The following is a 13,891-nucleotide window of genomic DNA, read 5'->3' as shown; positions in this document are numbered from 1 at the left end:
AACGAGGTAGCGACGATGGACCCACGGCTGCGGAACAACCTGGGTGGGTCCTCGAGCCCCTACCTGCGTCAGCACGCCGACAATCCGGTCCACTGGCAACAGTGGGGCGAAGAGGCGATGGAGTGGGCGCGCGAGCGCAACGTGCCGATCCTTCTCTCGATCGGATACTCGGCGTGCCACTGGTGCCACGTCATGGCGCACGAGTCGTTCGAGAACGACGAGATCGCGGCCGTCATGAACGCGAACTTCGTCTGTGTGAAGGTGGACCGCGAAGAGCGTCCCGACATCGACGCCGTCTACATGAATGCGACGGTCGCGATGACCGGTCAGGGCGGCTGGCCCATGACCTGTTTTCTGACTCCCGACGGTTCACCGTTCTACTGCGGCACGTATTACCCGCCGACGCCTCGCGGCGGGATGCCGTCGTTCACACAGCTTCTCGAAGCGATAGCCGACACCTTCACGAATCGGCGCGACGAGGTCGACAACGCGGCACAGTCGATCGTCACGGAACTTCAGCGCGCGTCTGGCGGAATTCCGTACGGCGGAGCGCCTATCGACGCCGAGCTGCTGAACGCGGCGGGTCGATCGATCCTCGGTGACGAGGACATCCCGCGCGGGGGATTCGGTGGGGCACCGAAGTTTCCGCCGTCGGCACTACTGGAGGGGCTGCTCCGACAGTTCGAGCGAACGGGTTCGGGCGAGATCCTCGGCGGCATCGAGCGCACCGCCGAAGCAATGGCACGTGGCGGTATCTACGACCAGTTGGGCGGGGGATTCTCGCGCTACTCGGTCGATGCCGAGTGGGTGGTTCCGCACTTCGAGAAGATGCTCTACGACAATGCGCTGCTCCTGCGGTTCTACGCGCACTGGGCGCGGCGGACCGGATCGGACCTGGCTACCCGCATAGCCAAGGAGACGGCAGGATTTTTGCTCTCCGATCTGCTGACCGAGAACGGTTGCTTCGCTTCGGCTCTCGATGCCGACACCGACGGCATCGAAGGCCTCACGTACGTATGGACGCCGACGCAGCTGGTCGAGGTACTCGGTGCGGAGGACGCGCAGTGGGCGGCGGACTTGTTCCGGGTCACCGATACCGGAACCTTCGAAGAGGGTGCGTCGGTATTGCAATTGCTCCGTGACCCCGACGACTGGTCGCGCTGGCAGAAGGTCTCCGACGCTCTACGCGCCGCCCGGGCTCAGCGTCCACAGCCTGGCCGCGACGACAAAGTGGTGACGGCCTGGAACGGGTTGACCGTCACGGCTTTGACGGAAGCGGGACTTGCCCTGGATCGACCCGACTGGATCGCGGCGGCGGCCGAGTGCGCTGGCGCTCTTCTCGACCTTCACCTGGTGGACGGTCATTTGCGTCGCGCTTCCCTCGGCGGGGCTGTCGGCGCCCCGACGGGAGTGCTCGAGGATTACGCAATGTTGGCCACCGGCCTCCTGGCTCTCTACCAGGCAACGGGATTCGCGCGGTGGCTCGATGCGGCGCAGCAGTTGCTCGACGTCACGCTCGACCACTTCGCCGATCCGGCCGAGCCGGGAAGCTGGTTCGACACGGCCGATTTCGCGGAGTCCCTCGTCACACGGCCCCGAGACCCGTTGGACGGCGCGACGCCGTCCGGTGCGTCGAGCGTCGCCGAGGCTCTGTTGACCGCGGCGGCGTTGACCGATGCCGATCGATCCTCTCGTTACGCCCAGGCCGCGGCGGACGCGCTGGCGAGGGCCACGCTGCCGCTCGAGCGTGCGCCTCGGTCGGCGGGACACTGGCTCACAGTGGCGGAAGCGTCGTTGCGTGGTCCGATACAGGTTGCCGTCGTCGGGGAAGGTTCGCTGTTGGCCGATGCCCGGCGGCTTGCCCCGGGTGGTGCAGTGGTTGTCGGCGGAGCGCCGGATTCTTCACCGCTGCTTGCAGATCGCCCCCTTGTCGACGACGGTGAAGCCGCGTACATCTGTCGGGGATTCGTGTGTGATCGGCCGGTGACGACGGTGGTGGAACTGGCGAATCAGTTGAACACGACGAGCCATACCGCGATGTAGTGGCAGATCGCTGCAATGACAGTGGCAGCGTGGAAGAACTCGTGATGCCCGAACGTCGTCGGCCACGGGTTGGGCCATTTTGTCGCGTACAGAATTGCGCCGACGCTGTAGAAGATTCCGCCGACGAGCAGCAGCACCATCGGCGCCACACCGACCTGGTGTGTCAGTTCACCGACCACGGGAACGATCGCCCAGCCGAGGAGAAGGTAGAGCGGTACCCCCACCCATTTCGGTGCGGTGGGCCAGAGCATCTTGAGGGCAACGCCGGCCAGTGCACCTGCCCACACGATCGCAAGAATGATCTTGCCGGTGTGGGTGGGAAGGCCGAGCATGGCGAACGGTGTGTAGCTGCCGGCGATGAAGAGAAAGATCATCGAATGGTCCGCACGCTTCATCCACGTACGGCCCTTGACGGTCTGCCACTGGATGCGGTGATACGTCGCGCTGATGCCGAAGAGGCCGCAGATCGTGATGCTGTAGATCGCGGTTGCCCAAGCCGCCTTGGCGCCCACCTGAGCGCCGGCTACGGAGACGAGAACGATGCCTGCGACGACGGAGACACCGAGCGCCCACAGATGGATCCAACCGCGCATGCGTGGTTTGACCGGAAGCTCGTCGAGCCCGAATGCCGTCATGTGCAACCCCTCTCGTTCCGTGCTGTTGCGAACTGCGTAACCTACGGTACCGTAGGTTACGCACCAGTAGCATAACCTACCTGCGGGTTTTCGACGCGTACAAAAAGCGTGACGGCGCTCGCATGTGGCTGTCACTGCCGGGCGTAGTCTTTGACACCATGGTGATGTCACGGTGAATCTGCGCGGACTGCTGTACAGCATCTACGAGCGACGGCTCCTCAGTCATCTCGACGGTCTCGCGCACCCACGGCACGTAGCCGTGATGTGTGACGGAAACCGGCGATGGGCTCGCGAGAACGGCTTCACCGATGTCAGTCACGGGCACCGCATGGGCGCGCTCAAAATTGCCGAATTGCTCGAGTGGTGCGACGCCGCCGGAATCGAGATGGCAACCATCTACCTGCTCTCGACCGAGAACCTGCGCCGCGAGCCGGAAGAACTCGACACGCTCCTCGAGATCATCACCGACGTCGTCGAAGAGATCTCCGGGCCCGGCAAGAACTGGAGTGTGCAGATCGTCGGTGCTCTCGATCTTCTGCCCCCCGAGCAGTCCAGGCGCTTGCGGGAAGCGGCGGCGGGGACCAGTGGCCGAACCGGGACACATGTCAACGTCGCGATCGGATACGGCGGGCGTCAGGAGATTGCCGACGCCGTCCAATCGCTCCTGCGGGACAAGATCGGTGCGGGTCTGAGCGGAGACGAACTGATCCAGGCCGTCACGGTCGACGGTATCGACGGTCATCTGTACACGTCGGGACAGCCCGATCCGGATCTGGTGATCCGCACCTCCGGCGAGCAGCGGCTCTCCGGATTCCTGTTGTGGCAGAGCGCTTATTCCGAGATCTGGTTCACCGAGGCGTACTGGCCCGAGTTCCGTCGAGTCGACTTTCTTCGAGCCTTGCGTGACTACGCGGCGCGGCACCGCCGGTTCGGCGCCTGAGCCGGCTCAGAGCTTGCGCAGTCGGAGCCGGTTGATCGTGTGATCGGCGTCCTTGCGCAGCACCAGGGTTGCGCGGGGGCGGGTGGGGAGAATGTTCTCCACCAGGTTCGGGTGATTGATCGAGTTCCAGATTTCCTTCGCCGCGATAGTCGCGTCACGGTCGGAGAGGCCGGAGTAGTGGTGAAAGTGAGCGTTCGGATCGGCGAACGACGTGTTGCGTAGCGCGAGGAACCGCTGGATGTACCAGGCTTCGATGTCCTCGATGCGGGCGTCGACGTAGATCGAGAAGTCGAACAGATCGGAGACCATCAGACGCGGGCCGGTCTGCAGGACGTTGAGGCCCTCGATGATGAGGATGTCAGGCTGGCGGATCAGGTGGTACTGGCCCGGGATGATGTCGTACGACGTATGCGAATAGACCGGCGCCGCTACCTCTTCCGCCCCGGACTTGACTTCGGTGACGAAGCGCAACAGCTTGCGGCGATCGTAACTTTCGGGAAAACCCTTGCGGTGCATGATGCCCCGACGCTGGAGTTCCCTGGTCGGATAGAGGAATCCGTCCGTGGTGACGAGGTCGACGCGTGGATGGTGGTCCCAGCGGGCCAGGAGAGCTTGCAGCACACGAGCAGTCGTGGATTTTCCGACCGCGACCGAACCGGCGACACCGATGACGAAGGGCACCTGACGGTCGGGATGCTTCTCACCGAGGAACGTCGCGGTGGCCGCGAACAGCCGTTGGCGTGCCGCGACCTGCAGGTGGATCAGACGTGCGAGGGGGAGATAAACCTCGGCAACTTCTTCGAGATCGATCTGCTCGCCGAGACCACGCAGGCCGTACAACTCGTCCTCGGTCAACACCAGCGGCGTCGACTTACGCAGTGTCCGCCACTGCTTGCGGTCGAACTCGACGTAGGGACTCGATTCGTTGGTGCGCGCCATCAGCCCAGCTCACCGGCATGTAGTGAACCCGGGGCCCGGCGGACGAAACAGCTATGCGAGCAAGCCAGGCGCGTGTGCGCACGATCCGAGTGCATAGTCGGATTGTGCTCGGTGCCACGTCCGGGACTTTCGCCGGGTGGCATTCCGGAGCGAGCGGCTAGGCTCGGTCGTTATGGATCCAGACACACTTGTTCGCCAATATCTGCTGCTCGGACTGGGTTTCGACCGTCTCGAAGACGGGTTCGTCGACGCGTTCACCGGTGACCCCGCGCTACGTAAGCAGATCGAGAGCGCCCCGAAGCCCGATCCGCGTGAACTTGCCCGCACGGCACGTGAATTGCGGGGCGAGCTGGCCGGAAGTGGTCTGAATGCCGAGCGCGCTCACTTCATCGACGTTCACCTTCGCGCCCTGGAATGCTCCGGGCGCAAGTTCGCGGGTGAGGACATCGGCTTCGTGGACGAGGTGGAGGCGTACTTCGACGTACGAATCGAAAAGGGAAACGAGGACGCCTACAGCGACGCGCACCGGTTGATGGGTGAAGTTCTGCCCGGTCCGGGACCGCTGGCGCAGCGAGTGCAGGCGCATCGCAAGGCCGACGAGATCCCCGCGGCGAGACTGAACGAGTGCGTCGAGGCAATGTCGAGTGCGCTGCGCGATCTGGCCCGCGGCACGTTCGGGCTTCCGGCGTCGGAAACCGTCGAATACGAAGTGGTGGGGGACAAGCCGTGGTCCGGCTTCAACTACTACCTTGGTGACTACCGCTCCAAGGTTGCGATCAATTCGGATCTGCCGCAGTTCATGGCCAACCTGCCGCGGCTGATCGCGCACGAGTCCTACCCCGGCCATCACACCGAGCATTGCCGTAAGGAAGCCGGTCTGGTCGGTTCGGGTCAGCTCGAGCAGACACTGTTCCTGGTCAACACGCCGCAGTGCATCATGGCCGAAGGCCTCGCAGATCTGGCGCTGGAAGCGATCGTCGGTCCGGAGTGGGGCTTGTGGGCGCAGGACATCTACGCCGATCTCGGCTTGTCTTTCGACGGGGAAAAGGCGCAACGGCTCTCCGCCGCGTCGGGGCAACTGCTGAGTGTTCGTCAGGATGCCGCTCTGATGTTGCACGACGAGGGGCGCAGCCTCGACGACGTGGCACTGTTCCTCGAACGGTGGTCGCTGTCGACGCCGGAACGCGCTCGCCAATCGCTCAAGTTCCTGTCTTCACCGCTGTGGCGGGCGTACACCAGCACGTATGTCGAGGGATACCGGCTGCTCGGGGGCTGGCTGGACGAGGTGCCGGTGGGCGCAGAGCGCACCGAACGCTTCCGCAGGCTGCTCGACGAGCCGCTGGTCCCCAGCTCTCTGCGTGCTGCCTAGTGCCGGGTGGAGACGGCGGGAGCGAACTTCGTAGACTGGACGCATTCGTTTCCGCATCCAGCTTGGAGATTCCTCGATGACCGCTGTGCCCGGCTCCGACGTCAACTCTGCATCACTCGCCGAACTCGACCCCGAAGTCGCCGAGGCGATGGCTGGTGAATTGGCTCGTCAGCGCGACACGCTCGAGATGATCGCGTCGGAGAACTTCGTTCCCCGCTCGGTTCTGCAGGCTCAGGGCAGCGTCCTGACCAACAAGTACGCCGAGGGCTACCCGGGACGTCGTTACTACGGCGGTTGCGAGCACGTCGACGTCATCGAGGATCTGGCGCGCAACCGTGCGAAGGAACTCTTCGGTGCAGAGTTCGCGAATGTTCAGCCGCACTCGGGCGCACAGGCCAACGCTGCTGTTCTGATGGCACTGATGAACCCGGGTGAGAAGCTGCTCGGCCTCGACCTTGCCCACGGTGGTCACCTCACGCACGGCATGAAGCTGAACTTCTCCGGCAAGTTGTACGACGTCGCGTCCTACGGCGTCAGCAAGGAAGATCACCGCATCGACATGGACGAGGTGCGCTCGATCGCCCTCGCCGAGAAGCCGAAGGTCATCGTTGCCGGTTGGTCCGCGTACCCGCGTCAGCAGGACTTCGCGGCGTTCCGTGCGATCGCCGACGAGGTCGGGGCGTACCTGTGGGTGGACATGGCGCACTTCGCCGGACTGGTTGCCGCAGGCCTGCACCCGTCGCCCGTCCCGTACGCGGACGTCGTCTCCTCGACCGTCCACAAGACACTCGGTGGACCGCGTTCCGGCCTGATCCTGGCGAAGAAGGAGTGGGCCAAGAAGCTCAACTCCGCTGTCTTCCCGGGTCAGCAGGGTGGACCGCTCATGCACGCCATCGCGGCCAAGGCCGTCACCTTCAAGATCGCTGCCGGTGAAGAGTTCAAGGATCGTCAGGCACGCACCCTTTCCGGTGCGCGCATCCTTGCCGAGCGTCTGGGCAACAAGGACGTCGCAGACCAGGGCATCAGCGTCCTGACCGGCGGCACAGACGTCCACCTCGTTCTCGTGGACCTGCGTAACTCACAGCTCGACGGCCAGCAGGGTGAGGACCTTCTGCACGAAATCGGCATCACGGTCAACCGCAACGCTGTTCCGTTCGATCCCCGCCCGCCGATGACCACCTCCGGTCTGCGTATCGGTACCGCAGCGTTGGCCACCCGCGGATTCGGCGATGCCGAGTTCACCGAGGTCGCCGACATCATCGGTACCGCTCTGGCCGGCAACGCGGATCTGCCGGCGCTGCGTGCGCGCGTCGCCAAGCTCGCCCTCGACCTTCCGCTGTACGACGGTCTCGAGAACTGGGGCCTGCTCAGCAAGAACGTCTAGGTATTCCTTCACCGACGGCCCGGTCCCTTTCGAGGGGCCGGGCCGCGGGTTTTTGCCAGTCGCGGATTGTGGCATCGGTCACATGACCGATGGTGGCCGAGTTCGGCGCTTCCTAGCCTGAGAGCATCACCCCTCCGGCGAAGGAAACCCCATGACCGAACAGAATCTGCATTGGCTCTCCGCTACCGAGATGGCGGCGTCGGTCGCGTCGAACAGTCTCTCGCCCAACGAGATTGCCGAAGCGATGATCCAGCGCGTCGACGCAGTCAATCCGTCGATCAACGCGATAGTGCAATTCGATCGCGAGCAGGTCACGCGCGACGCGGCCGAACTCTCACGGCAACAGGAATCGGGCGAGAAACTCGGCCCGCTGCACGGCGTTCCGTTCACGATCAAAGATCTGACGGCAGTCGACGGGCTGCCGACCACGTTCGGGATGAAGCCGATGGCCGACAACATCGCGACGGGAAATGCCGTCGTCGTGGACAGGCTGCGCGGCGCCGGCGGACTGTTCCTGGGAAAGACGAACACTCCCGAAAGCGGTTACTACGGTGGCACGGACAACCACCTGTACGGGCCGACGCACAACCCGTGGAAGCTCGGCAACAGCGCGGGCGGGTCCAGTGGCGGCGCGTCGGCCGCTGTGGCTGCAGGCCTCGGGCCACTTGCCGAGGGCAGTGACGGCGCCGGATCGGTGCGTATCCCGTCGGCGCTCTGCGGGGTCGTCGGGCTCAAACCGACCACCGGCGTGATTCCTCAGACCATCCTGGCCGGGCGCTTCTACAACTGGGCGTACCACGGTCCGATCACCAGGACCGTCGCCGACAACGCGCTGATGCTCGACATCATGGCCGGGCCGGACAATGCGGATCCGCTCTCGATCGAGCGTGCGGAGACCTCGTACGTCGAAGCGGCGAAGGGTGACGTGAAGGGGCTTCGCGTCGCGTGGTCGACGAATCTCGGCCTCGGCCATGTTGATCCGGAGGTGCTGGCGGTGTGCCTCGACGCGCTGGCGGCATTCGAGGAATTGGGTGCCCAGATCACCGAGGCGACCCCGCAGTGGGGAAATCCGTCGGAGTCGATGTGGAACGGCATCTGGGTTCCCGGTTTCGCTTCCGAATACGACTTGCTCGACTGGGAGAACCAGCGCGGCGAGGTCGACGACAACCTGATCGAGATCATGCACGAGGCCGAGCGGCTCACCGGTGTCGACGTCGGGCGGGCCGACGCATTCCGCGGCGTCATGTGGGACACGTGGACCACGTTCATGAACGACTACGACGTATTGGTCTCGCCGACCTTGGCTTCGGCCACGTTCCCGCTCAGTCAGTTCGCGCCGTCGTGGCTCGAAGGCGCGTCGCTGCGTGAGCAGTTGCTCGATTGGCTCTTCACCTACCCGTACAACATGCTCAACAACCCCGCGATCACCGTGCCCGCCGGATTCACCGCCGACGGTCGACCGGTGGGGCTGCAGATCGCCGCACGCCACCGCCAGGACGCACTGGTTCTGCGGACTGCCGCGAACTTCGAAGCGGTGCGTCCGTGGGCGGACAGGAAGCCGGCCGATTCACTGGTGGTGGCCTAGCTCACACGATTGGCTAGATTGGTGTGATGACGTCTGTACTGCCTGATCGCGGCGCTGGACCTGACATGTTCGCGCCGCGATCGCCGGCGGCCGGGGCATACGGCATTCTCGGCCTGTGCGCCGAAGAACTCCGCGCACGTGGACTCGCGTACTCGGCTGCGGCGGTCACGTACCGGGACCCGTCGAGCGGACGGCATCGGGCTCTGGCGAGTTCCGGATACGACGCCAGGGTGCTCGAGTTCCTGCTCGACGACTTCGTCGCCGATCGCAATCTCTTCGGCATCATTCGCGAGGCTTCGGGCGTGCCAGTGTTCTGGCAGGACGTGCCACGATTCGAGCAGGTCGAGATGGTTACCGATGTTCTGCGGCCGTCCGGGTACGCCGAGGGCGCGTCGGTCGCATTGGGGTTCTCCGGCCGTGAGGTGACCGGATTGCTGCACATGAGCTTCGCGGATTCCGGCGTCGTCGATCGCGTGCGCGAGGTGGTGGCGGCGTCCAGCGTGGCCTGCTCGCGCGTCGTGGGGGACCAGGTGGCGCTCGATCGTGTCCATCTGAGCCCACGGGAGATCCAGGTACTGCAATTGGTGGCCAGGGGCGCGGGCAATGTCGAGATCGCCGAGGAGTTGTTCGTCAGCCGTCGCACCGTCGCCACCCACCTCGAGAACATCTTCGTCAAGACCGGAACCAATTCGCGGGTTCAGGCAGCGGTGCGCGCCGCGAAGTGGGGTCTGATCGAGTCCTGAGTGACGCTGAATCACACGAGTGGCATTTTGTTACCTGGCGTTCACCAGATGTGCGGCTCGTTCCGTGGCGCGAGTGTCCGATCCGCAGTACCGTCGGCAGTAACGAGTAACCAGAAGTTACTTGTGCGGGAGGTTCTGATCGTGACTGAAACACTCAGTACGAGAGGGCCGGCGCCCGGCCCTTGTTTCAGCTGACACAGCGTCACCTGACACCAGAGCCGTCCGGCCCAGCGAGCTGAGTTTGCGCGGGTGCCGCGCAGACCTAGGAGCCCAACGTGACTGCATCACGCTCCGTCTCTGCCCACTCGGCCCGGGCTGATCTATCAGCCGGGAATCATTCGGGAGATGCACTTCGCACGTACGTCTTGGATACCTCGGTACTACTGTCCGATCCATGGGCTGTCACTCGATTCGCCGAACACCACGTGGTACTGCCACTGGTCGTGATCAGCGAACTCGAAGGCAAGCGACACCACCACGAACTGGGATGGTTCGCCCGAGAATCGCTCCGCATGCTCGACGATCTCCGGATCGAATACAGCCGCCTCGACCGTCCGGTACCGATCGGCACCGAGAACGGGACACTGCAGGTCGAACTCAATCACACCGACCCTGCGGTCCTACCCGTCGGATTCCGCACGGACAGTAACGATTCGAGGATTCTGGCGTGCGCGCTGAACCTTGCGGCGGAGGGCAAGGACGTAGTCCTCGTCAGTAAGGACATACCGCTTCGTGTGAAGGCAGGCGCGGTGGGACTACCTGCCGACGAGTACCACGCTCACGACGTCGTGCCATCGGGATGGACGGGCATGACCGAGCTGGACGTCGCCTCGACGGACATCGACGAGCTGTTCAACGAGGGTTTCCTGGACCTTGACGAAGCACGAGATCTGCCGTGTCACACGGGTCTTCGTCTGCTCGGTGGCTCGTCGAGCGCCCTCGGTCGGGTGACTCCCGACAAGCGCATCCAGTTGGTGCGCGGTGAGCGTGAGGCGTTCGGACTGCACGGCCGCTCGGCCGAGCAGCGCATTGCGCTCGATCTCCTCATGGACGAGAGCATCGGCATCATCTCTCTCGGCGGCAAGGCAGGCACCGGTAAGTCGGCCTTGGCTCTGACGGCAGGTTTGGAAGCCGTTCTCGAGCGCCGCACCCAGCGCAAGGTTGTCGTCTTCCGTCCGCTGTATGCCGTTGGCGGACAAGAACTCGGCTACCTTCCCGGTAGTGAGAGCGAGAAGATGGGCCCGTGGGCTCAGGCCGTTTTCGACACTCTCGACGGGTTGGCTTCCCCGGAGGTTCTCGAAGAGGTTCTCGCCCGCGGAATGCTGGAAGTGTTGCCGCTGACGCACATTCGCGGTCGGTCGCTGCACGATTCGTTCGTGATCGTCGACGAAGCGCAGTCACTCGAACGAAATGTTCTGCTGACAGTGCTTTCTCGTCTGGGAACCGGCTCGCGGGTGGTTCTCACGCACGACGTCGCGCAGCGTGACAACCTGCGAGTGGGCAGGCACGACGGAGTTGCGGCCGTCATCGAGAAGCTCAAGGGGCACCCGCTTTTTGCGCACATCACACTCACACGCAGTGAGCGGTCGCCGATCGCCGAGTTGGTGACCGACATGCTCGAGGAGTTCGGCCCTACTTCCTGAGAAGCGATCTCCCCGTGCGGACTTCGGTCTGCACGGGGAGATTCTTGGGTTTTCAGTAGTTCAGTTTTGCAGCGGTCCGAGTTCGTTGTCGAGAACTTCCTGCACCACACGCATTGCCGCCAGCCCCGCCGGCGCGCCGCAGTACGCGCTCGCGTGGATCACGGTTTCGACGATCTCGGTGCGCGTCAAGCCGTTTCGTAGTGCTCCGCGTACGTGGCCTTTGAGTTCGTTCTCCGCGCGCAGCGCGATCAGCATCCCCAGATTGATCAGACTGCGGCTGCGGCGATCCAGTCCGGGACGCGTCCATACCGAACCCCAGACGTTGGCCGTCACGAAGTTCTGCAGTTCTTCGCTGTCGGTGCCGCGGGTGCGCTCGAAGGCGGCGTCGACAAAATCGGCCCCCATGACTTCGGTGCGCACAGCCAAGCCGGCGTCGAAGGAGTCAGGCGTGGTGTTCTCGGGCATGGCAGGTTCGCTCGCTTTCGGCAGGTGATTTCAGGCCGGAGCAAGCCTACTTCGTGTCCCGCTCCCGACGACTGCACGGCCGACCGCGGTCACCACACCCCACGCGACGTCTCGCAGACTGAAGTAGTCACGCCAGACGGAGACCTTGCCGTCGCGCAGTTCGAAAGTTCCGCACACCCAGAATTCGATGCGCAGCGGCCCGACGGTCAGGATGTCGGTGCGTTCGGTGAGCACCGTGGACTCGTCACCGACGATGTGGTGCATCTCGGCCTCGAATTTCAGTGAAGGCTTGGTGACCAGACGAAGCGCTCGCACGACGGTCTTCTTGCCTCGCAGTGTGGGGAGCGAGACGTTCTGCCAGACGATGTCGTCTGTCATCAATTCGGCTGCTGCGTCCACGTCGAAATCGGTGAGGGCCGCGAACATTGCGTTCACCGTGGCTGTCGAACTACTCATGGGGTGTCCTTGGCTGATTATTCGGCCGGTGTTGCCCGGATGAAGGTACCGAGATGATCGTGATCGAAGTACTCCAAGGTTAGCGAGTTTCCGTCGAAGGTGGCCTTCGAGACCGTCCCGGCCGGTGCGTTCTCGCCGCTGAGCGGGAACGTGAAGGTGTTTCCGTCCCAGTGGGTCAGCGGATACGTCACCGCTGCGGGACCCATCGTCAAGGTCAGCGCACCGTTCTGCTGCGTCACGAGTGCGGGACCCCAGTACGGGTTGCCGTAGTCGCCGGTCAATTGGTTTGTCGGTGGGGCAGGAGCGGGAGTGGCCGGCGGTGTCTTCCCGGCAAGTTCGCCCTCGGGATCGGCTTGTGAGGCAAACGCCGCTTCGTACAGCGGGCGCCACTCGCGGGTGATCTTCCCGAACTGCACCAGATCGGCGAACTCGGCGGTCAAGGTCTCCGCGACGCCGGTGGGCGTGCCGTTGGTCAGAACGACGATGCCGACGTCAGCGGAGGGAATCGTCACGAAATTTGTCCCGGCTCCGACCAGGAAAGCGCCGGAGTGGCTGGCGGTGACACGGCCAGCGGCGCTGTCGGAAACGTTGAACCCGTAGCCGTAGAAGCCGGAGCGTTCCCCGATCTGCTGCGCGTGGCGCGAGACGATCTCCGGGTTCACTGCGGGCACGAGCGCATCCGTCTGAACGACCTGCTGCCCCTGATACTGACCGCCGGACAGCACCATGTCCAACCACTTGGCCATGTCGTTCGCCGAGGAGCTGACTCCACCGGCGGGGGATTGGGCGTCGGCGTCCCGAACCGGCCCTACCTTGTACTTTCCGTCTTCGAGGATGTGGCCCACTGTTCGATTTTCTCGGGCCTGGTAATCGGCGAACCGCGAAGACGTCGATGTCATACCGAGCGGGCCGTAGATTGTGTTCTGCGATAGCGTTTCCCAATCGGTGCCCGCTGCAGCTGCAACGGCCTCAGCGCCGGCTGTGACGCCGAAGTTCGTGTACTCGTATGTGATTCGGAATGGATTGAGCGGTAGTTGGCGTAGCTTCTCGAGCACCTGGGCCCGGTTGTAGCCCAGGTCCTCCAGTCCGTCGCCGGCGTGGTCCGGTAATCCCGACCGATGCGTGTAGAGATCGGAGATCGTGAGGTGGTCGGTCACCCACGGATCGGCAAGCGCAAACCCCGGCAGTTTCGAGATCACCGGAGTGTCCCAGTCGGCGGTCCCGATTCCGACTTCGTGGGCGACCACCGTGGCTCCTACCGATTTCGACACCGATGCCAGTTGGAACACGGTGTCGGCATCGACGGTGGCGCTCTTACCCAACTCGCGAACCCCGAATCCCTTTGCATACACAGTCTTACCGCCGTGCACCACGGCCACAGCCATGCCGGGGACGCCCGAACTTGCCATGAGATCGTTCGCGAGGCCGTCGAGCTTTCCGACCGCGTCGTCGATTTGCCCGTCCGGGATCGGCACCCCGGCGTCGAGACCGGGGCTGGCGTCGCTGACGACCGGTCCGGGCGCTGAGGTGGTGTCTGAATCGGACGAGCATCCGGCGAGTAGGGCGACCGTCAGTACTACCGGAACCGCCGCAGCCGACAGTCGTGAGCTGTTTCTACTGGTGATGGACACGAGATTCTCCCTAGCAGGGCTGTCGTCGGTACCACTCGGTCAATCCAGTATCGGGGAA

Annotated in this window: 12 protein-coding genes; 7 read left to right on the top strand and 5 right to left on the bottom strand. The window is 64.0% G+C overall.

Features of this window, described 5'->3' with window-relative positions:
* Positions 1–15 precede the first annotated feature (15 nt).
* On the top strand, positions 16–2,043 hold the full coding sequence (locus tag GJB56_RS13735) for a thioredoxin domain-containing protein (protein WP_021332752.1): 2,028 nt from the start codon (positions 16–18) through the stop codon (positions 2,041–2,043).
* Here GJB56_RS13735 and trhA read toward each other — a convergent pair.
* Positions 2,010–2,678 carry a PAQR family membrane homeostasis protein TrhA gene (gene trhA / locus GJB56_RS13730; RefSeq protein WP_020970260.1) on the bottom strand — a complete coding sequence of 223 codons (669 nt, stop codon included), beginning with the start codon at positions 2,676–2,678 and terminating at the stop codon, positions 2,010–2,012. The two genes, GJB56_RS13735 and trhA, sit on opposite strands and share 34 nt — an antisense overlap.
* A gap of 172 nt (positions 2,679–2,850) precedes the next feature.
* On the opposite strand from trhA, the gene GJB56_RS13725 reads away from it, so the two are divergent.
* Positions 2,851–3,618 carry an isoprenyl transferase gene (locus tag GJB56_RS13725; RefSeq protein ID WP_003945211.1) on the top strand — a complete coding sequence of 256 codons (768 nt, stop codon included), beginning with the start codon at positions 2,851–2,853 and terminating at the stop codon, positions 3,616–3,618.
* Positions 3,619–3,624: 6 nt separating this feature from the next.
* Here the strand turns inward: GJB56_RS13725 and coaA are convergent, their stop codons facing one another.
* Positions 3,625–4,557 (bottom strand): type I pantothenate kinase, encoded by a 933-nt coding sequence (gene coaA, locus GJB56_RS13720; RefSeq protein WP_003945270.1) that lies wholly within the window; start codon positions 4,555–4,557, stop codon positions 3,625–3,627.
* Positions 4,558–4,729: 172 nt separating this feature from the next.
* On the opposite strand from coaA, the gene GJB56_RS13715 reads away from it, so the two are divergent.
* The 5 genes from GJB56_RS13715 to GJB56_RS13695 all read left to right on the top strand — a co-directional run bounded on the left by GJB56_RS13715 (position 4,730) and on the right by GJB56_RS13695 (position 11,281).
* Positions 4,730–5,926: a DUF885 domain-containing protein gene (locus GJB56_RS13715; RefSeq protein WP_113683174.1), complete on the top strand. Its 1,197-nt coding sequence runs from the start codon at positions 4,730–4,732 to the stop codon at positions 5,924–5,926.
* Between the two features lie 76 nt (positions 5,927–6,002).
* The gene (glyA, locus tag GJB56_RS13710) at positions 6,003–7,310 is read left to right on the top strand and encodes a serine hydroxymethyltransferase (protein ID WP_003945195.1); all 1,308 of its coding nucleotides are present in this window, start codon (positions 6,003–6,005) and stop codon (positions 7,308–7,310) included.
* A 151-nt stretch (positions 7,311–7,461) separates the two neighbouring features.
* Positions 7,462–8,895 (top strand): amidase, encoded by a 1,434-nt coding sequence (locus tag GJB56_RS13705; RefSeq protein WP_019744590.1) that lies wholly within the window; start codon positions 7,462–7,464, stop codon positions 8,893–8,895.
* Between the two features lie 26 nt (positions 8,896–8,921).
* Complete coding sequence (locus GJB56_RS13700; protein WP_113683173.1) at positions 8,922–9,638, top strand: helix-turn-helix transcriptional regulator; 717 nt, start codon at positions 8,922–8,924, stop codon at positions 9,636–9,638.
* Positions 9,639–9,913: 275 nt separating this feature from the next.
* Positions 9,914–11,281 carry a PhoH family protein gene (locus GJB56_RS13695; RefSeq protein WP_003945274.1) on the top strand — a complete coding sequence of 456 codons (1,368 nt, stop codon included), beginning with the start codon at positions 9,914–9,916 and terminating at the stop codon, positions 11,279–11,281.
* A 60-nt stretch (positions 11,282–11,341) separates the two neighbouring features.
* Here the strand turns inward: GJB56_RS13695 and GJB56_RS13690 are convergent, their stop codons facing one another.
* Genes GJB56_RS13690 through GJB56_RS13680 form a run of 3 tightly spaced genes read right to left on the bottom strand, consistent with a single transcriptional unit; the run spans position 11,342 to position 13,833 of the window.
* Positions 11,342–11,746, bottom strand: coding sequence for a carboxymuconolactone decarboxylase family protein (locus GJB56_RS13690; protein ID WP_019744588.1), 405 nt, complete (start codon positions 11,744–11,746; stop codon positions 11,342–11,344).
* A gap of 30 nt (positions 11,747–11,776) precedes the next feature.
* Positions 11,777–12,202, bottom strand: coding sequence for a limonene-1,2-epoxide hydrolase family protein (locus GJB56_RS13685; protein ID WP_019744587.1), 426 nt, complete (start codon positions 12,200–12,202; stop codon positions 11,777–11,779).
* Positions 12,203–12,219: 17 nt separating this feature from the next.
* Positions 12,220–13,833 (bottom strand): serine hydrolase, encoded by a 1,614-nt coding sequence (locus tag GJB56_RS13680; protein ID WP_113683172.1) that lies wholly within the window; start codon positions 13,831–13,833, stop codon positions 12,220–12,222.
* Positions 13,834–13,891 lie beyond the last annotated feature (58 nt).

Origin of the sequence: Rhodococcus sp. AQ5-07 (genome assembly GCF_009707305.1) — a bacterium.
Taxonomy (GTDB): Bacteria; Actinomycetota; Actinomycetes; order Mycobacteriales; family Mycobacteriaceae; genus Rhodococcus_F; species Rhodococcus_F erythropolis.
This window is presented reverse-complemented; position numbering and strand designations above follow the sequence as displayed.

Coding starts and splice junctions, on each gene's coding strand:
- GJB56_RS13735 (WP_021332752.1), top strand. CDS start 16: ATGGACCCACGGCTGCGGAACAACCTGGGTGGGTCCTCGAGCCCCTAC.
- GJB56_RS13705 (WP_019744590.1), top strand. CDS start 7,462: ATGACCGAACAGAATCTGCATTGGCTCTCCGCTACCGAGATGGCGGCG.
- GJB56_RS13700 (WP_113683173.1), top strand. CDS start 8,922: ATGACGTCTGTACTGCCTGATCGCGGCGCTGGACCTGACATGTTCGCG.
- coaA (WP_003945270.1), bottom strand. CDS start 4,557: ATGGCGCGCACCAACGAATCGAGTCCCTACGTCGAGTTCGACCGCAAG.
- trhA (WP_020970260.1), bottom strand. CDS start 2,678: ATGACGGCATTCGGGCTCGACGAGCTTCCGGTCAAACCACGCATGCGC.
- GJB56_RS13685 (WP_019744587.1), bottom strand. CDS start 12,202: ATGAGTAGTTCGACAGCCACGGTGAACGCAATGTTCGCGGCCCTCACC.
- GJB56_RS13715 (WP_113683174.1), top strand. CDS start 4,730: ATGGATCCAGACACACTTGTTCGCCAATATCTGCTGCTCGGACTGGGT.
- glyA (WP_003945195.1), top strand. CDS start 6,003: ATGACCGCTGTGCCCGGCTCCGACGTCAACTCTGCATCACTCGCCGAA.
- GJB56_RS13690 (WP_019744588.1), bottom strand. CDS start 11,746: ATGCCCGAGAACACCACGCCTGACTCCTTCGACGCCGGCTTGGCTGTG.